The organism is Myxococcus sp. CA039A, assembly GCF_013336645.1.
GTDB classification, from domain to species: Bacteria; Myxococcota; Myxococcia; order Myxococcales; family Myxococcaceae; genus Myxococcus; species Myxococcus llanfairpwllgwyngyllgogerychwyrndrobwllllantysiliogogogochensis.
Map to the genome: position 1 here is coordinate 1 of NZ_JABUMQ010000254.1, position 17,117 is coordinate 17,117.

General features: G+C 69.3%; 17 protein-coding genes and 1 pseudogene. 10 read left to right on the plus strand and 8 right to left on the minus strand.

Annotated features, from left to right (window positions below; all coding sequences use genetic code 11):
• Together HR086_RS33290 and HR086_RS33295 are read right to left on the minus strand one after the other, a co-directional pair.
• Positions 1–374, minus strand: a pseudogene (locus tag HR086_RS33290) (hypothetical protein); the annotation flags it as partial.
• Positions 375–467: 93 nt separating this feature from the next.
• Positions 468–1,175, minus strand: a complete 708-nt coding sequence (locus tag HR086_RS33295; RefSeq protein WP_174467643.1) for a metallophosphoesterase family protein — start codon at positions 1,173–1,175, stop codon at positions 468–470.
• A gap of 497 nt (positions 1,176–1,672) precedes the next feature.
• Between HR086_RS33295 and HR086_RS33300 the strand changes: the two genes are divergently transcribed.
• From HR086_RS33300 to HR086_RS33310, 3 genes are all read left to right on the plus strand, one after another.
• Complete coding sequence (locus HR086_RS33300) at positions 1,673–2,683, plus strand: SPFH domain-containing protein (RefSeq protein WP_174467644.1); 1,011 nt, start codon at positions 1,673–1,675, stop codon at positions 2,681–2,683.
• Between the two features lie 25 nt (positions 2,684–2,708).
• Complete coding sequence (locus tag HR086_RS33305) at positions 2,709–3,629, plus strand: NAD+ kinase (RefSeq protein ID WP_141647105.1); 921 nt, start codon at positions 2,709–2,711, stop codon at positions 3,627–3,629.
• Positions 3,630–3,718: 89 nt separating this feature from the next.
• Positions 3,719–4,807 (plus strand): 6-phosphofructokinase, encoded by a 1,089-nt coding sequence (locus HR086_RS33310; RefSeq protein WP_141647104.1) that lies wholly within the window; start codon positions 3,719–3,721, stop codon positions 4,805–4,807.
• A gap of 39 nt (positions 4,808–4,846) precedes the next feature.
• Here HR086_RS33310 and HR086_RS33315 read toward each other — a convergent pair whose 3' ends face one another.
• From HR086_RS33315 to HR086_RS33325, 3 genes are all read right to left on the minus strand, one after another.
• Positions 4,847–5,413 (minus strand): protease, encoded by a 567-nt coding sequence (locus HR086_RS33315; RefSeq protein WP_174467645.1) that lies wholly within the window; start codon positions 5,411–5,413, stop codon positions 4,847–4,849.
• Positions 5,414–5,534: 121 nt separating this feature from the next.
• The gene (locus tag HR086_RS33320; protein WP_174467646.1) at positions 5,535–6,641 is read right to left on the minus strand and encodes a M35 family metallo-endopeptidase; all 1,107 of its coding nucleotides are present in this window, start codon (positions 6,639–6,641) and stop codon (positions 5,535–5,537) included.
• Positions 6,642–7,120: 479 nt separating this feature from the next.
• Positions 7,121–7,618 (minus strand): peroxiredoxin, encoded by a 498-nt coding sequence (locus HR086_RS33325; protein ID WP_141647101.1) that lies wholly within the window; start codon positions 7,616–7,618, stop codon positions 7,121–7,123.
• 417 nt (positions 7,619–8,035) lie between these two features.
• Between HR086_RS33325 and HR086_RS33330 the strand changes: the two genes are divergently transcribed.
• Genes HR086_RS33330 through HR086_RS33360 form a run of 7 tightly spaced genes read left to right on the plus strand, consistent with a single transcriptional unit; the run spans position 8,036 to position 13,076 of the window.
• Positions 8,036–8,458 carry a PTS sugar transporter subunit IIA gene (locus HR086_RS33330; protein ID WP_141647100.1) on the plus strand — a complete coding sequence of 141 codons (423 nt, stop codon included), beginning with the start codon at positions 8,036–8,038 and terminating at the stop codon, positions 8,456–8,458.
• Between the two features lie 33 nt (positions 8,459–8,491).
• Positions 8,492–8,977 (plus strand): PTS sugar transporter subunit IIB, encoded by a 486-nt coding sequence (locus HR086_RS33335; RefSeq protein ID WP_141647099.1) that lies wholly within the window; start codon positions 8,492–8,494, stop codon positions 8,975–8,977.
• Positions 8,978–8,981: 4 nt separating this feature from the next.
• Positions 8,982–9,698, plus strand: a complete 717-nt coding sequence (locus HR086_RS33340) for a PTS sugar transporter subunit IIC (protein ID WP_174454265.1) — start codon at positions 8,982–8,984, stop codon at positions 9,696–9,698.
• The gene (locus HR086_RS33345) at positions 9,695–10,462 is read left to right on the plus strand and encodes a PTS system mannose/fructose/sorbose family transporter subunit IID (RefSeq protein WP_141647097.1); all 768 of its coding nucleotides are present in this window, start codon (positions 9,695–9,697) and stop codon (positions 10,460–10,462) included. The genes HR086_RS33340 and HR086_RS33345 overlap by 4 nt, the downstream gene beginning before the upstream one ends.
• 20 nt (positions 10,463–10,482) lie before the next feature.
• Complete coding sequence (locus tag HR086_RS33350; RefSeq protein WP_141647096.1) at positions 10,483–10,761, plus strand: HPr family phosphocarrier protein; 279 nt, start codon at positions 10,483–10,485, stop codon at positions 10,759–10,761.
• A 46-nt stretch (positions 10,762–10,807) separates the two neighbouring features.
• On the plus strand, positions 10,808–12,622 hold the full coding sequence (gene ptsP, locus HR086_RS33355) for a phosphoenolpyruvate--protein phosphotransferase (protein ID WP_141647095.1): 1,815 nt from the start codon (positions 10,808–10,810) through the stop codon (positions 12,620–12,622).
• 37 nt (positions 12,623–12,659) lie between these two features.
• Positions 12,660–13,076 carry a hypothetical protein gene (locus tag HR086_RS33360; protein WP_254623661.1) on the plus strand — a complete coding sequence of 139 codons (417 nt, stop codon included), beginning with the start codon at positions 12,660–12,662 and terminating at the stop codon, positions 13,074–13,076.
• Between the two features lie 7 nt (positions 13,077–13,083).
• Here HR086_RS33360 and HR086_RS33365 read toward each other — a convergent pair whose 3' ends face one another.
• The 3 genes from HR086_RS33365 to HR086_RS33375 all read right to left on the minus strand — a co-directional run bounded on the left by HR086_RS33365 (position 13,084) and on the right by HR086_RS33375 (position 16,952).
• A complete protein-coding gene (locus tag HR086_RS33365) occupies positions 13,084–13,590 on the minus strand; it encodes an MgtC/SapB family protein (protein WP_174460965.1) in 507 nt (168 codons plus the stop codon).
• An 11-nt stretch (positions 13,591–13,601) separates the two neighbouring features.
• The gene (locus HR086_RS33370; RefSeq protein WP_141647093.1) at positions 13,602–14,201 is read right to left on the minus strand and encodes an MXAN_6521/LA_1396 family lipoprotein; all 600 of its coding nucleotides are present in this window, start codon (positions 14,199–14,201) and stop codon (positions 13,602–13,604) included.
• 75 nt (positions 14,202–14,276) lie between these two features.
• Positions 14,277–16,952, minus strand: a complete 2,676-nt coding sequence (locus HR086_RS33375; protein WP_174460967.1) for an RND family transporter — start codon at positions 16,950–16,952, stop codon at positions 14,277–14,279.
• Positions 16,953–17,117 lie beyond the last annotated feature (165 nt).

Consider the following 17,117-nt stretch of genomic DNA (forward strand, 5'->3'; position numbering starts at 1 on the left):
GGGGTGAGGCCCGCGCCCGCCAGGGAGAAGTCGAGGGGGCGGCCGGGGGGCTCGGCGGTCAGCTTCAGCCGGCCCCGGTGCGGCACGGCGGCGCCGGAGGTGAAGAACCAGACGGAGTTCATCTTCCGCCCGTCCAGGGACAAAGGGTCGCTCAGCTCGCGCCGGTCCGGGGTGCGGAAGTCGTCGTGCAGGTCGAAGTAGCGGGCCGCGCGGTCCGGGGCTTGCGCGGCGCGGCGGGCGGCGGGTGCTCGGCGGGCGCGGTCCGGAGCCTCCTCGGAAGGTACCTCGCCGCCGCGTGGAGACCCTTCGTCGGAGCTCGGACCCGGGATGCTCCGCGCGAGAAGCCGGAGCGCTTGGGTGAGCCGCCTGAACATCCGGCGATGTTACTTCGCCCGTCCCGGGTGGGAGCGAGCGGAACGTGAGGGGGCCCGGCCCGTCGCCCCCTCCGCGTCCGGCCGGCCTGTGCACTACCAGGTGGTGTGCAGCGCGTACTGGCCGGCGCGGGTGTCCAGGCTGAGGAAGGAGAACTGGCCCTCCGAGCAGGTGCCGCTGTTGAGAAACAGCCGGCTGCCGTGCTCCACGCGCATGCCCAGGTGGGTGTGCCCGGTGACGACGATGTCCGCGGCGCTGTCGCTGGCGCGAGCCAGGGCCCACTGCTGGAAGGTGCAGCGCGCCGGGTCCGGCACCGCGTGCATCAGGCGCGCGTCCATGGCCTGGAACATGCGGAACATCGCGCGCAGGTGCATGCGCCGCAGCCACGCGCCCGTCCACACCGCGGCCTCCGAGAACCAGCGCGCCTTGCGGATGACCCAGTCGTGGTGGTGCCCATGGGTGAACAACATCCTGACGCCGTCGGCCTCGAGCACCAGCTGCTCGGGCGCGCCGAGCACCGCGCCGGCCACCAGGTCATGGTTGCCGTGGATGTAGTGGTACCTCGGCTCGGCGAAGCGGCGCACCAGCTCCGGATGGGCGGCGCGCGCGGCGGCCAGCTCGGCCGCCTGGTGGCCAGGAGCCCGGGACGTGAGCGTCTCGAAGATGTCGCCCAGCAGGACGATGCGCTCGAAGTTGCCTTCCAGCACGCGCAGGAAGCGGGCGAAGGCGGAGTCCTCGTGGCCGAAATGGTCCGCCACGTCGCGCCTGCCCAGGTGGAGGTCCGAAATCACCGCGATGTGCATGGCATGTCCCCTCCCGTGGATTTGCAAGGGCGGGGCCGGGGGCGGCGGGCCGCGAGCGGCATGATTCGCCCGAGCGGGTGTGTCGCGTGGCTTCCCAGCCTGGGGCGTCGAGTCGTCCCTTGGTGTCGAGGCATGCTGCTCCTGGCGATTTCACCGCCGACTTCGTCCCGAAGGAACCGGACCAGGGCTTCCCCGCAACCCTGCGCACGCGCGTCCCATTCGTCCACGACTGAAGACCTTCTTTTGTCGCCCCCGGATTTTCAGCGGCTCGGGAATCGACCCTGACGCGGTGATGACGTGCCGGGCCGGGAGTGGGGTGGCCGAGCAGCGCATCCTCGCCCTGGACCCCTGTCGAGGCGACGCACGGCCTCCCGCTTCGCGGTGACGGGCGCCGACCGCGCGTGGGCCGGTGGACCGCTCCGTCGCTTTGATTTGATTTTGTGTTAATTGGACACTAAGTATGTGTCGAAGGTACACGAAGCAGCGAGGGCGGGCGCATGGTCATCGGGTACATGAAGGCGGCACCGACGTCGTATGTGATGCAGTTCGAGGGGGGACAGGTGGTGCGAGAGGGGGCGGGGCTCTCGTTCTTCTACTGGAAGCCGTCCGCGACGCTGGTGAGCGTGCCGCTGTCGAGCGTGGACGTGCCCTTCGCGTTCAACGAAATCACGCGGGACTTCCAGGCGGTGACGCTGCAGGGGCAGCTCACGTACCGGGTGGCGGACGCGCGCAAGCTGTCGTCGCTCCTGGACTACTCGCTGGGGCCGTCGGGGCGGCACCGCTCGGAGGACCCGGAGAAGTTGCCGGAGCGGCTGGTGCAGGTGGCGCAGGTGCGGGCGCGCACGGTGGTGCAGGGGATGGCGCTGCGCGAGGTGCTGGTGGGGGCGCAGACGATTGAAGCCCAGGTGCTGGCGTCGCTTTCGGCGGCGGAGCCCATCCGGGCGCTGGGGGTGGAGGTGATGGCGTTCTCGCTCCTGTCCGCGAAGCCGACGCCGGAGATGGCGCGGGCGCTGGAGGCCGATGCGCGCGAGGGCCTGCAGCGCCAGGCGGACGAGGCCATCTACGCGCGGCGCAACGCGGCGGTGGAGCAGGAGCGCCGCATCAAGGAAAGCGAGCTGGCGACGGAGCTGGCCGTGCAGGAGCGGCAGCGGCAGATTCGCGAGGCGAAGATGGCGGGGGACATCGCGGTGGAGGAGCAGCGCTCGGCGCTGATGGAGCGCTGGGCGCAGAACGAGAAGCAGGCCGCCGACGCGCGGGCCTACGCGCTGGAGAAGACGCTGGCGCCGGTGCGCGGGGTGGACTGGAAGACGCTGATGGCCACGTCCGCGAGCGGCGGGGACCCGGCGCTGAACATCGCGCTCGCCTTCCGGGAGATGGCGGAGAACGCGCACCGCATCGGCGAGCTGAACGTGTCGCCGGACCTCTTGAACTCGCTGATGAACGCGGGCGCGAAGCCGCCGAGGGACACCCCTCGGAATGCCACGCAGGGGCCTGCCCGCGAGCGCTGAGTCACCACGAGGGGAGGGCCGGGCCATGTTCGAGAAAATCCTGCTCGTCACCCGCCGCACGCGGCTGGCGGGGCTGGTGGAGCGCTTCAACACGAAGAAGCAGGCGAAGTTCTACGTGGAGCACGCCGGGCAGGACTTCGAGGAGTTCGAGCGCGAGGACGAAGCCTACGTGCGCGCGGTGGACCGGCTCCGCGACTCGCTGGACGTGGGGCTTCCCGTGCAGCACGTGGACCGGGGCCTGGTGCCCACCTTCCTCTTCAGCGGGAAGGAAATCGTGGTGGTCGCCGGGCAGGACGGGCTGGTGGCGAACGTGGCCAAGTACGTGGGGGAGCAGCCGCTGGTGGGCGTGAATCCGGACCCGGAGCGCTTCGACGGCGTGCTCCTGCCCTACGAAGTCGCGGGGGCGCGTGGCGCGGTGCGCAAGGTGCTCGAGGGCAAGGCCCGGCTGCGCGGCGTCACGCTGGCGGAGGCCCGGCTGGAGGATGGGCAGCGGCTGTTGGCCTTCAATGACTTGTTCATCGGCGCCCGGACGCACGTGTCGGCGCGCTACAGGTTGAGCCATGGCGGACAGGAGGAGTCGCAGTCGTCCAGTGGCGTGCTGGTGTCCACGGGGGCGGGCTCCAGCGGGTGGCTGTCCTCAATCTTCACCCTGGCCCGGAGCCTCACCGCGCAGACGGGCGGCGTGCCGGGCGCGCCGTGGCGGCTGGGGTGGGAGGAGCCCCGGCTGGCCTTCGTGGTGCGCGAGCCCTTCGTGAGTCGTCACTCGGGCGCGGAGGTGGTGGGCGGCTTCGTGACGGAGGAGCAGGAGCTGGTGCTGGAGTCGAGGATGCCGTCGGGGGGCGTCATCTTCAGTGACGGGATGGAAGAGGACTTCCTGGTTTTCGGCGCGGGGGCGCGGGCGCACATCCGTCCGGCGCGGCAGCGCGCGCGGCTGGTGGTGGGCTGAGCTTCACGGGGGCCGTGTTCCTCGCGCTATGGTGAGGCCTCACGGACGCTCGCGGCGTCCCGCGCTGGAACACGCACGAGGAGAGGCTCATGGCCAGGACACTCGCGGTGATGACGTCTGGCGGGGATTCGCCGGGGATGAACACGGCGCTGCGCGCCCTGGTGCGCGTGGCGGCGGTGCGCGGCGTGCGCGTGCTGGGCGTGGAGTTCGGCTACGAGGGGTTGATGGAGGGCCGCTTCCGAGAGCTGACCCGGCCCGACGGCGAGGGTGGCCCGCTGGTGCCGGAGCCGGAGCTGGATGCGAGCGGCCAGTTGGGGGGAACCATCCTGGGCAGCGCCCGCAGCCAGCGCTTCATGACGCCGGAGGGACGCGCGGACGCGGCTCGGAGGCTGGAGGATTTGTCGGGCCTCGTCGTCATCGGCGGCAACGGCAGCCTCACCGGCGCTCACCTGCTGGCGCGCGAGTGCAAGACGCCCATCGTCGGAATCCCCGCCTCCATCGACAACGACATCGGCTGCAGCGCGTCCGCCATCGGCGTGGACACCGCGCTCAACACGATTGTGGAGGCGTGCGACCGCATCTCCGACACCGCGCGCGCCCACCGTCGGGCCTTCATCGTCGAGGTGATGGGCAGGCACTGCGGCTACCTGGCGATGGCGGCGGCCGTCTCCGCGGGCGCCGACGCGGTGCTGTTCCGGGAGCAGGGCAGGGGCGAGGCGGACATCCTCCAGGCGCTGGAGGACCTGGTGCGGCGCAACCTCGCGGAGGGGCGCACCAAGCGCCGGGTGCTCGTGCTGAAGGCGGAGGGCGTGGAGCTGCCCACGCCGCTGCTCGTCTCGCGGCTCCAGGAGCGCTTGAAGGACCTGAAGGGCGTGGAGGCGCGCGGCATGGTGCTGGGCCACCTGGTGCGCGGCGGCAGTCCCACCCACCATGACCGGATGATTGCGGGCCGGCTCGCGTTCGCCGCCGTGGAGGCCGCGCTGGAGGGCGCCACTGACTTGATGGTGGGCTGGCAGTCCACGGTGCCCGGCGGCCAGACGACGCCGGACCCGTACGTGAAGCGCTATCCGCTGGAGCAGGTGCTGGCGGAGACGGCGGCGCTGCTGGATGGCAGCAGCCCCGTCACCCAGCGGCGCGTGCGGATGATGGAGTCCGTGCAGGGCGTGCTCGCGCTGTAGCCCGCGCGCGAGCGCCCCGTCGCGCCTCCACCTCGCGACCTATGTGACAGTCACGACGACTTCGGGGCACTTCAGCGCCACGTCGTGGTATTCGCCCGCGAGGGCGGGGACCTTCGCCTGGTCGGAGGTGACGTCCATCAGCGGTCCCCGGAAGGTGATGCGGTAGGTGCCCGGCTCCTGGAGCCCGTATGCGAGCGCCGCGTCCACCGTGCCCTCCACCGACTCCCCGGGGGCGATGGTCGCGTAGGAGGACGCATCCGGTGGCCCGCGCTTCATCATCGGACCTCCGTAGGAGAGCTCCGCCGCCGAGTCCGCGCGTGTCACCGTGAAGATGTTGTTGCGGATGCCTTCCAGTGGCGTGTGCCACTTGAGCACGTACAGGGGCTCTTTCGTGGGGTTGGTGAGCTTGAACACCAGCTCCACCGGCTCACCCGCCTTCACCTGCGTGGGGCCGCTCAGCGAGCACTCCAGCGTCTTCGCCACGGCTGCCTCCTCCTGTTGCCGCGCGTCCGCTGGCGGCGCTGTCTCTTCCTTGCGCGACGCACAGCCCGCCCCGGTGATGGCCAGGGTCAGCAGCGCGATGCGGCCCACATGTCCACGCGTCATGGTTTCCTCCGCCCTCGGAAGACGGCGTGGGGCCCGAGGCCTCGCGCCGCCCGGAAAACAAAACGGGGGCGCCCGGCCGCGCCCCCGCTTCGCGTCACATCATGTCACTGGAGGCCCGTCACTACTGCGCGGGCGTGTTCTCCGCGAAGTACTCGTGGCTGTCCGCGTTGTCGCGCGCGTTCGTCGGGCTGGAGTTCGCCAGGCTCTTGCAGGCGCTCTGTCCGTAGGCGTGGTCGTCCGTGTCCGCCACCACGGTGAAGTGGCTGATTTCGTGAATCAGCGTGCCGGCCTTGGAGTCCGTGCCCGTCGCGGGCGCGGGCCAGAAGGCGTTGCACACGTAGATGCGGTAGGGACGGTTCTTGTAGACGTACGCGTAGGCGCTGTCCGTGCAGCCACAATCGACGATGACCGACTGGTTGTTGAAGCCGCTCAGGATGGCGTTGAAGTGGTTCTGGACGATGGTCTTGTTGGCCGCGCTGTACGTCCCGAACCACGTGGTGTACCGGAGGTACGGCGGCACTCCATTGACGAGGTAGTTGATGGAGTTCGTGGACATCGTCTTCGCGTTGGCGAACGCCGTCGTCACCTGCGTCGTCCGCGCGGCCGTGCAGTTCGCGGTGGACAGCGCCATGGAGGAGACGGTGCCGTCCTGGTCGGCGCCCAGGTCGACGAAGGGGCGGCCCTCGACGAAGAGGTTCAGGCTGTCCGAGCGCAGCTGGGAGATGCCCTCGTGGCCCACGGTGGAGTCGTGCGCGTCCGAGTCGTAGCGCAGGCTGTAGTTGCCCGTGCGCGAGAAGTCATACGTCTCGCCCAGGTCCACCGTGTACGAGACGCTCTCGCCCGCGGCCATGCGCAGGAAGTCGCTCTCCACCGGCGTGGCCCACTTGTAGTGCCGGCCCTGGTACTCCACCGCCGCGCCGTCCACGGTGATGGCGAACAGGTCCTCCTTCAGCCCCTCCGTGGGCGTGTGCCACTTGAGCAGGCGCACCGTGTCCTTCGACACGTTGGTGAGCGTCACCGTCACGCTCACGCCCTCACGCGCGGCCAGCGACTGGCGCGGCGTGGACAACTTCACGGCGACATCTCCGGCGACCGCGTCTCGCGCCGTCTCGCCCTCGACGGGAACCTCTCCCGCCCGCTCCTCTGGCGAACCACAGGCACCCAGCAGCGAGACACTGACAACTGCACCCATCCACCAATTGAGGCGACCACCTGAGCTGAAGCTCATGTCGGACTTCCTTTCGGGGAATGCTTGGGAGTGACTTCGCGGAGTGCGCGGCGGCCCTCATTCAGAGAATGCGGTCCTGTCGCGGTATTCTGCTTATATCTCTTCCCAAGGAATCCCGTCCAGGCCCCGACACGTGGGCGTGGTTAGGGGCGCGCGTACGACACGAGCAGCGCCACCATGCACGCGGCGTAGCCGAGGACGACGGGGCCGAGCGCGAAGAGGACCGTGTCGTAGAAGCTTTCGGGTTGGGTGTTCATGGCCGTGTTCCTTGCGTCGTGCCGCGCGGTCATCGCGTGGCATCCGGACACAAGAGCAAGGCATGGGCCACGGGCTTTACGCGGGCGGAAACCCAGGCGCTTCGCGGGGTTGGCGCGGTGGAGCGGGGGTGCGCTGCCCCGGGGGCCGCGCAACGTGTTCGCGCATGGGACGCGCCCGTGCGGCCGCGACATTCCGAGGCGCGCACCCGCGCATCCACCGCGTCACTTCCCTGTGGCGGGAGCGGCTTCACCGGCGAGCGAGCGGACGAGCTCCAGGGAGCGCCGCACGTGTTCGCCCACGCGAATCTGGGATTCGAAGCTGTCGCGAATGACTCCGGCGCGGTCCACGACGAACGTCACGCGGCCGGGGAGCATGCCCAGGAAGGAGGTGCCAACGCCGAAGGCCTGGCGCGCCTCGCCCTTCTCGTCGCTGAGCAGCACGAAGGGCAGGCGGTGCTTGGCGGCGAAGCCCTGGTGGGACGCGGAGGAGTCACCGCTGATGCCCACCACTTCCGCGCCCGCCGCGACGAAGTCCTCGTACTGGTCTCTCAAGCCGCACGCCTGCACGGTGCAACCCGGCGAGTCGTCCCTCGGATAGAAGTAGACGACGAGCACCTTCTGCCCGGCCAGGTCGCGCAGGCGCACCGGCTGGTTGCCCGCTCCCGGCAGCGTCACGTCCGGCAGCGCATCCCCGGCTTTCAGCAGCTTCTGGTTCGCCACGCAGTCCTCCCGCATCGCCGGAGGTGGGGCCCGGCGTGCCCCAGGTGCGGCAGTCAACCATGCCCCGAGGGGAGGGGCGAGCTTGCGGACGAGCCCTCCCACTGAGTGGGGTGCCTGCACCCTCGCTGCCCGAGGGTGTGGGGGGCGTGGGCGCGCGCTTGTTGGCGCGAAGCATCTCCACCACCCCCGCCGCATCTCATGAACGTGGGGGATGCGACGGCGCTCCCCCGTCCGGCAGGCGACAGCCCTGCGCGAGGCCGGACCCGAAATTTCGGGCACGGGAGGCAATGGCGTCTTACCTTTCGAGACAAGACGTGAGAGCTTATCTAGGGTACAGGGCGGAAACTTTCGCCGGAGTTGCGCAACGTCGTGTTCAGGCGTAGGACGCGATCTCCGGGGGGTTGGTCAGGAGTGAACATGGTCGGCCTCGTCGTCGCATCGCACGGGCGTTTGGCGGAGGAGCTGGTCTCCACCGCGGAACAGATCGTGGGGAAACTCCCCGCGGTGGCAACCTGCAACATCGAGCCGGGGACTCCTGTCGAGGACATCCGCGCGAAGATGAAGCAGGCAGTGTCGCGCGTGGACACCGGTGACGGTGTCATCATCCTCGCGGACCTGTTCGGAGGTACGCCTTGTAAGGAGTCGCTGATGATGTGTCAGCGCATGAACCTGGAGGTCCTGGCGGGCGTCAACCTGCCCATGCTCCTCAAGGCCAACTCGCTTCGTTCCGAGCAGCTCACCCTCCCTGAGATGGCCAACCAGCTGGCATCCCATGGTCAGCGCAACATCACCTGTGCATCCGCCCTGCTTCGCGAGGCCCAGCAGCAACCGCGAACTTGACGGACCCGCGCGGGTCGGCGATTCGAGACTGCCGTGATCACCCTGGTCCGCGTCGACAACCGCCTCATCCACGGCCAGGTCGTCGAGGCCTGGCTGCCCCACCTCAAGGTGTCCCGCGTCGTGGTCGCGGATGACGAGGCTGCTTCCAGCCCGCTCATCCGCGCCGCCATGGCGCTGGCGGTGCAGAGCGCCATCGAGGTGCAGATTCTCCCCCTGTCCCAGGTGGACTTCGCGGCCCTGTCCAAGGACGGGGTGCGCACGCTGGTGCTCCTGCGCGACGTGGCCTCCGTGCCCTTCGCGTACGCGCACGGGCTGAACCTGGGCGAGCTCAACCTGGGCAACGTCCACTTCGGCACCGGCCGCCGGCAGGTGTCCCCGTCCGTGTTCCTGGCGGAGGCGGAGCTGCGCACCCTCCAGCAGCTGGCGGAGCAGGGCGTGCGCGTGGAAGCGCGCGCGGTGCCGGCGGAGAAGCCGGTGGAGCTGCCGGACCTGTCCGAGCGGTGGGCGAAGGCCGGGTGAGCGCGTGAGCGTCGTCTGGACCCAGGTGGCGCTGGCGGGAGTGTGGGGCGGACTGGTGGCCGTGGAGCGCAAGGCGTTCCTCCAGGCCATGCTGTCCCGGCCGCTCGTGGCCGCCACCGTCATGGGGCTGCTCCTCAATGACGTGCCCTCCGGGCTGGGCGTGGGCCTCTTGCTGGAGCTGTTCTTCCTGGGCACCGCCAACCTGGGCGCGGCGCTGCCGGAGAACGACACGCTGGCGGCCACCGCCACCAGCGCCGCCGCGGGCACCATCACCCTGGCCTCCGGCGCGGGCTCCACGCCGGCCATCTGGTCCCTGGCGGTGCTGCTCTTCATCGGCATGGGCCGGGTGGGGCGGCGCGCGGACCGGCTGCTGGAGGGGTATACGGCGAGGCTCGCGCGCGTGGCCCTGTCGTCCGCGGAGGCCGGCGACCTCACGCGCGCCATGCGGCAGAACCTGTGGGGCATGTGGCCGCACTTCGTGGTGTACGGCGTGCTGACGTCGCTGTGCGCGCTCGCCGGCTTCTTCGTGGAGCCGCTGCTCCAGGCGATGCCCCCCATGCTCGTGCGCGGGCTGGCGTGGGCGTGGCCCGCCATGGCCTCCGTGGCGGCGGCCATCGCCGCGCAGGGCAGCCACGCCAGGCGCGCTCCGCTCTACGCGGCGCTGGGCGCGGCGGCCGTGACGGTGACGGTCGTCTTCTTCCTGCTCCAGGAGCGCACGTGAGCGCTCCCGACGCCCCGCTGCCCTGGACGGTGCTGCTGCGCGTCTTCATGCGCTCGCTCTTCCTCCAGGCCTCGTGGAACCCCAAGGGCATGCAGAACCTGGGGTTGGCCTACGCCGTCTTCCCCGCACTGGAGCGGCTGTACGCGTCCGGCGCCGCGCGCGAGGAGGCCGTCCGCCGGCACCTGGTCTTCTTCAACACCCACCCCTACGTGGCCGCGGCCATCGTCGGCGGAGTCGTCTTCCACGAGGAGCGAATCGCCCGGGGCGAGGAGACCCCGGACAAGGTCGTGGCCTTCAAGGCGGCGCTGATGGGGCCGCTGGCCGCGCTGGGGGACGGCTTCTTCTGGCTGTCGCTCAAGCCCGCGGCCGGGGCGGTGGGCGCCGCGCTGGTGCCGCTCATGGGGCTGTGGGCGGTGCCGGTGTTCCTGGTGTTCTACAATCTGGTGCACCTGCTCCTGCGGGTGCGGCTGTACTGGCTGGGGCTCACCCTGGGAGACCGGCTGGTGGAGGCGGTGGCGCGGGCGAACCTGCCAGCCCGGGGGGCGCGGCTCAGGACGGTGGCGGCGCTGTGCGCTGGCGGGCTCGCGGCCTGGCTGGCGGTGTCCTTTGGGGCCAACGCGGGTGGGGCGCATGCGCCCCTGCTGGCGGCCGGGTGCCTGGCCCTGGGGGTTGCATCCTACGTGCTGGTCAGCCGTCGGGTGCCCAACTACGTGGTGCTCTACCTCGCGGCGATATTGGCCGGCGCGGCGGGTGCCTTCCTTTAAGACGAGAGGTAGGAGTCGCGATGGCAACCGAGGCTGTAGGAACATACGAGATCATCAACGAGCTGGGGCTCCATGCCCGGGCGGCGGCGCAGATGGTCAAGGTGGCCAACCGCTTCAAGAGCGACGTCCTCATCGAGGCCCAGGGTCAGCGGGCCAACGCCAAGTCCATCATGGGCGTGCTGATGCTGGCGGCGGCCCAGGGGGTCCAGGTGAAGCTGACGTGTAAGGGAGACGACGCCGAGGCGTGTCTCCAGGAGCTGGCAAAGCTCATCGCCGACCGTTTTGGCGAGTCGAAGTGACGGGTGAGAATGAAAATGCGGTAGGACTCGGAGGGAAGAAAGACACGTGAGCAGCCAGGCCACTCCCACACTGAGGTTGATGGGCATCGGCGCCTCACCCGGCGTGGCGGTAGGCCACGCCTTCATCCTGGACCGCAAACGCATCCGCACGCCGAAGCTGAGGCTGGCGGAGGCGGAAGTCGAGCCCGAGCGGATGCGGATGAAGACGGCGGTGGACTTGTCCGACCGCCAGCTCGCCGAGCTCAAGGATCAAATCACGCGCACCGAGGGCTCCGACCACGCCCTCATCCTGGAGGCGCATCGGCTGATGCTCCACGACCCGATGCTGGTGGACGCCGTCAACCAGCTCATCGTCGAGGACCGCATCAACGCCGAGTGGGCCGTCCGCCGCGTGGCCCGCAAAATCAAGCACCTCTTCGACAACATCCCGGACGAGTACTTCCGCGAGCGGCGCTCCGACGTGGACTACGTCGCCGACCGCATCATCCGCAACCTGATGGGCCAGGTGGTGGACGAGGAAGTGGAAGTCCCCGCGGAGGCCATCGTCGTCGCACATGACCTGCCCCCGGCCGACGCCGCCATGATGGCGCGCAGCGGTCGGGTGGCGGGTTTCGTGACGGACCTGGGCGGCCAGACGAGCCACACGGCCATTGTCGCCCGTGCGCGCGAGACGCCCGCGGTGGTGGGCGCTGGAAGGGCCAGCGAGCAGATCTCCCCCGGGGACCTGGTGGCCATGGATGGCACCCGGGGCATCATCCTGGTCAACCCCACGGAGGAGCAGCTCCAGAGCTTCCGCGAGGAGCAGCGCCGTCACCAGGAAGCCGAGCAGGTCGCGCTGGCGACGAAGGATTTGGAGGCCATCAGCACCGACAGCTTCCGCATCCGGCTCAACGGGAACATGGAGTTCCTGGAGGAGATTCCGTCGCTCCTGGCGCACGGCGCGGAGGGCATTGGCCTGTACCGCACCGAGTTCATGTTCCTGGACCGGAAGACGGCGCCGACGGAGGAGGAGCACTACCGCGCCTACCGTCAGGTGCTGGAGGCCATGGGCGGGCGCCCCGTCACCATCCGCACGCTGGATTTGGGCGGCGACAAGGTGCCGGGCAAGACGAAGCACGAGAAGGAGCCCAACCCGGCGATGGGCCTGAGGGCCATCCGCTACTGCCTGTCCAACCGCGAGCTGTTCCGCACGCAGTTGCGCGCGCTCCTGCGCGCCAGCGTGCACGGCAACCTGCGGCTGATGTTCCCCCTCATCTGCGGGGTGAGCGAGCTGCGCGAGGCCCGGAGCGAGCTGGAGGCGTGCCGCACCGAGCTGGGCCGCGCGGGGTTGCCCGTGGGCAAGCGCTTCCCGGTGGGCATCATGGTGGAGACGCCGAGCGCGGCCATCATCGCGGACCGGCTCGCGCAGGAGGCCGACTTCTTCTCGGTGGGGACCAACGACCTCATCCAGTACTCGCTGGCCATCGACCGCCAGAACCGGGAGGTCGCCTACCTCTACCGGCCGCTGCACCTGTCCGTGTTGCGCATGCTGGAGACCATCGTCGGCGCGGCGAAGGCCGCCAACATCCCCGTGTCCATGTGCGGGGAGATGGCGGGAGACCCGCTCTACACGCTGGTGCTGCTGGCGCTCGGCTTCGACGAGCTGTCGATGACGTCCGGGCAGATTCCGGCCGTGAAGCGCTTCATCCGCCGGGTGAGCCGCGTGGACGCGGCGGAGCTGCTGCGCGAGGCGATGGAGCTGACCACCGCCGAGGAAATCGAGCGCTTCATGCGCACGGAGATGGACCGGCGCTTCGTCGACACGCCGGACCGCGCGCCGGAGCTGACCGGTGACGCGCCTTCCGGGCGCACCACGGGCTGAAACCCCCACGCCCTCGGCCGGGGCGTGGTGCGGGGGCTTGCCCGTCTGGCTGCCCGGCGGGTGGCCCATGCCGGAGCGCGTGGGCCATGCCCAGCTTTCAAGTCAGCAGGTCGAACACCTGACCTGGGAGGCGGGCGTGTTCAATCCAGCGGACATCCAGAAGGGCATGACGGCGCGGGACAGGGACGGGGAGAACCTGGGCCTCATCGTCTCCGTCGACGAGATGGGCTTCCTCATCGAGAAAGGCAGCTACTTCCCGAGAGACCACCGGGTGGCCTTCTCGGACGTGTCGGACATCGACCGGGACGACGTGTACCTGCGCGAGGACCTGGCGAGCCTGCCAGGGGTCCGCCCGGACGTGCTGGAGGCGCGCGGAGAGGCGGCCCGCCACGCCGTCCTCCACCATGACGCGACGGGCGCGCTGGGCGTCATACCCGGAGACCTGGACCGGTAACCGCGCTTCAGTCCGGGCCCTCCTCGTCGGGGCGGTCGGAAATCCCGCCCTCCACCTTCAGCCCCTTGCGGACACGATGTCGTCGGATGGCGCGCTCCAGGGGGCGCAGGCCCGCGAGCGCCAGGAACGCGATGACCACCGTGGTGCCGGCCGCCCAGTGGAAGCCCATGCCGGTGGCCAGCCCCACGGACGCGGTGAGCCACAGGTTCGCCGCCGTCGTCAGGCCCTTCACCTGGCCCTGGTCGCGGATGATGGCGCCCGCGCCCAGAAAGCCGATGCCCACCACCACCTGGCTGGCGATGCGGCTGACGTCCGCGCGCGAGCCGTCCGGGGAGTCGCCGCCCAGCGTCCACTCGACGAAGACGCTGGCCAGCGTGAAGAGACAGGCGCCCAGGGAGACGAGGATGTGCGTGCGCAGCCCGGCGGCCTGCCCCCGCAGCTCCCGCTCCAGGCCGAGCACGGCGCCGAGCAGCGCCGCGACGCCGAGCCGCAGGGCGATGAGTGTCTCGTCCACGAGGGACGAGCCTACTCACCCAGCTCGATTTTCTCGTCCTTGTCCGCTTCCGTCAATTCGGGATTGGGCAGCGTCTCCAGCGTGGCCGCCAACAGCTTCGTGGTGGGCACGACGTAGGGGGCCACTTCCTCGCCCAGCTCCTCGCTGAACTTCGTCACGCGCGCCGCGTAGTCCTCGTCGCGAGAGCTCCAGCTCCCCGCCGCCTCCGCCGCCCAGACCTCCTGGCCGTCGGTGCACCGCAACAGCTGGGCCTTCACCTCGGCCTCCGCGCCGTCGCCCTTGAGGCTGACACTCGGGTCCAGCCAGAGCACGCCCTCCACGCCCTCCACGCACAGCCCCTTGAACGTGGTGTCCGAGGGCCGGCCCGGCAGCGCGACGTTGTCCTTCACGATGAAGTCGCGGTTCTGGTTCACCCATTGGCGGGCGATGAGGCTCCACAGCTCACCCACCGCGGGCTTTTCGTCCGGGAGCGGCTGCGCCACCACCACCAGTCGCTTTGTCGCCTTGCGGTCCACCTGCGCGTAGTCGCCTCGTACGCGGTGCGTCTTCACCGCGGAGCAACCCGCCAACAGCCCCAGCCCGAGCAGGGGCGCCCATCGCATCATCCTCATGATGTCCCTCTCCCGGCCCCCTTCGGGTGAAGGGGGCCTCGTTACCGCGCCGTTGCGTGACGCGTACCGCGTGCTTCAGGCCGCCCGCGTCGAGCTGTCCTCGCCGCCGCCGGCCTGGGGCGCATCTCCCCCCGGGGCCGACTCGCGCCGCCGCCGGTCATGCATGAGCTGCATCACCGCGGCCAGCACCGTGAAGGACACCACCAGCGTGGTGATGAGGCCGATGCAGGCCACCATGCCCATGGAGCGCAGGCCGTTGTGCTTGGCGGCCAGCAGCGCCGCGAAGCCCGCCACCGCCGTCAGCGTGGAGGACGCCACCGCCGCGCCCACGCTGCGCAGGGCGACGAGCGGCGAGGTGCCTTCCAGGAAGCGATGCAGGAGGTACAGGCCGTGACTCACCCCGAAGCCCAGGAGGATGGGCAGGATGATGATGTTCATGAAGTTCAGCCGCAGGCCCGTCAGCGACATGATGCCGAGCATCATCGCCACGCCCACGCCCAGCGGAATCACCGACGCCAGCGCCAGCTTCGCGTTGCGGAAGTCCAGGAAGTGCATGGCCAGAATCCACAGCGCCGTGAGCACCACCGTCACCTTGCCGTCCCAGAGGACGATGCGCGCCAGCTTCGCGTAGAGCTGGGTGGCGCCCGCGGCGCGGAACTCCTTCTGCGCGGTGGGGCCCGGCGGGTCGAAGTCGTCCTTGTCGAAGCGGCCCGGGTTGTACGTGACGGGGATGCCGCGCGTCTCGTCCGCGAACTGCATCATCTTCTGGCCGTCGAACAGGTCCACGCTCGAGTAGATGAACGTGAGGTAGCCCTTGTTCTGCGCGGTGGGCAGGTTCTTGAACTGGGCCTTGTAGTTGTCCGGCACGCCGTGCACGTCGAAGGGCTTCGCATCCAGCACCTTCATGAAGAAGGTGGCCTTGTCCTGCATGTCCGGCGGGAGCGCGGAGATGGAGAAGCCGCGCGCCTCCAGGTTGGCCATGTCCTGCTTCCACTCCTGGAGCACTTTCTCGTTCGCCTTCGCCGTCGCCTCGGGCGGCACGAAGGTGAAGATGCTCACCACCTGGTCGATGGACGGGTACTTGTGCGCGTTCTGCGTCAGCTCCCGGTACACGCCCTCCGCCTCGTCCAGGTCCTTCGTATAGACGGCCATCGGGTCGCTGGAGATGTTGAAGCGGACGTTGATTTCGTCCTGCAGCAGCACCGACGACATGCCGTCCGGGATGAGCGCGCGGGTGTTGTAGTTGAAGCCCACGCCGTGCTTCACGCGGTCGAAGAAGCTCAGTGCGCCCTCGGGCGGCTCGCCCGTGCCCGCCCAGGGGACGGCGGCGGCGCAGATGAGCGCGACGATGGCGGTGCTCACGCCCAGCACCAGGCCGGGACGGGGGATGCGCAGCTCCTGGCCGCTGATGGCGGAGTTGACCGGCGGCGGCTTCATCTCGCCGATGAGCTTCTTGGGCCACTCCGGGTTGATGCGACCGACCAGCGCCAGCAGCGACGCGCTCCACACGAAGAGCGTCAGGCCCAGGATGAGCGTGCCGCAGCCGGCCAGGAAGCCGAACTGGGAGAAGCCGCGGAACTCGCTCACCATCAGCACGAAGAAGGAGCCACCCGTCACGATGGCGGCCACCGCCGCGGGGCGGCCCGCGTTGACGAAGGCGTCGATGATGGCCACGTCGTACGGCTTGCCCGCGCCCAGCTCCAGCCTCGTGCGGAAGGTGAAGTGGATGCCGTAGTCGATGCCGAACCCCATCAGGATGCCGCCCAGGATGGACGTAATCATGTTGAGCTCACCAATCGTCGCGTAGGTGAAGCCCAGCGTATAAATCGTCCCAATCACCGTGCCGCTGACGACGATGAAGGTCGGCGCCAGCTTGCGGAAGAAGAGGATGGTGATGGCGAAGATGGTCACCAGCGCGATGACGGTGACGGGCTGCAGCGACTCCTCAATGGCGAAGGAGTCGTCCACCGTCGTCTTGTACGAGCCGGTGTAGCCGTAGGCGATGAGGTTCGAGTCGCCCATCAGCTTGTAGTCTTCGACCAGCTTCACCTTGCCGGCCTGCGTGGAGTACGCGGCCAGGTCCTTGTTGAGCTTGTCGAGGTAGTCCTTCGTCTTGCCAATCTCCGTGGTGTCCCACATCGGCTTGACGAGGATGAGCACCATCTTCTTGTCGCTGGAGATGTTGTAGTCGTCGCGGATGCTCTTCTTTCCGACGGACGAGTACTTGTCGACCAGGTCCTGCATGTTCAGCTCCACCGGCTTGGTGGCGCCCATGTCGATGTAGAAGGGGTTGCTGCGGCGCAGCTTGTCCTCGAGGAAGGCCATGATGCGGCGCTTGCCCTCGACCAGGTCCTCCGTCTTCACGAAGAGGACCATGTTCTGCTGGATGAACTCGACGGGCAGCTTGTAGGAGACGGTGCGGACGTTCTGCTTGTCGGCCTCGAGCATGCCGGCGATGTCGTCGGCGGTCCGCTTCATCGCGGCCTCGTCCGTCGAGCGCAGGGCGAGCATCAAGAAGCCGCTGCCCCCCACCATGTCGATGACCTGCTTGACGTCCTTCACCTCCGGCAAATCCTGGGAGATGAGGTCGAGCTGGTTGGAGTTGATGCGCAGCTTCAGCGTGGCCCACGTGGACACGGCGAGCAGGGTCAGCAGTACGGCCAGGATGGTGCCTGGACGACGGACCAGCAGCTCGGCGAAGGCGTAGGCGAAGCGAGAATGCGAGTTCGGGTTTCGAGGAGCGCCGCTCATTCGCGGGCGACCCTACCGACAAACGCGCTGCCCCGGAAGCACGGCCCACCTGCCCGGCTGGCTTCCTGGCCACGGGGAATCCCGCCAGGCGGCTTCGGGAATATTTGACAGGGTGCCGACGAGCCCTCAGCGCCCCTCTTCCACGGGGAGGGTGGCGGGCAGCGG

What these genes read in the sequence shown, in the direction of transcription:
- HR086_RS33315 (WP_174467645.1), bottom strand. Translation starts at nt 5,413, where the DNA reads ATGACGCGTGGACATGTGGGCCGCATCGCGCTGCTGACCCTGGCCATC.
- HR086_RS33350 (WP_141647096.1), top strand. Translation starts at nt 10,483, where the DNA reads ATGGCAACCGAGGCTGTAGGAACATACGAGATCATCAACGAGCTGGGG.
- HR086_RS33295 (WP_174467643.1), bottom strand. Translation starts at nt 1,175, where the DNA reads ATGCACATCGCGGTGATTTCGGACCTCCACCTGGGCAGGCGCGACGTG.
- HR086_RS33320 (WP_174467646.1), bottom strand. Translation starts at nt 6,641, where the DNA reads ATGAGCTTCAGCTCAGGTGGTCGCCTCAATTGGTGGATGGGTGCAGTT.
- HR086_RS33330 (WP_141647100.1), top strand. Translation starts at nt 8,036, where the DNA reads ATGGTCGGCCTCGTCGTCGCATCGCACGGGCGTTTGGCGGAGGAGCTG.
- HR086_RS33370 (WP_141647093.1), bottom strand. Translation starts at nt 14,201, where the DNA reads ATGAGGATGATGCGATGGGCGCCCCTGCTCGGGCTGGGGCTGTTGGCG.
- HR086_RS33375 (WP_174460967.1), bottom strand. Translation starts at nt 16,952, where the DNA reads ATGAGCGGCGCTCCTCGAAACCCGAACTCGCATTCTCGCTTCGCCTAC.
- HR086_RS33300 (WP_174467644.1), top strand. Translation starts at nt 1,673, where the DNA reads ATGGTCATCGGGTACATGAAGGCGGCACCGACGTCGTATGTGATGCAG.
- HR086_RS33305 (WP_141647105.1), top strand. Translation starts at nt 2,709, where the DNA reads ATGTTCGAGAAAATCCTGCTCGTCACCCGCCGCACGCGGCTGGCGGGG.
- HR086_RS33310 (WP_141647104.1), top strand. Translation starts at nt 3,719, where the DNA reads ATGGCCAGGACACTCGCGGTGATGACGTCTGGCGGGGATTCGCCGGGG.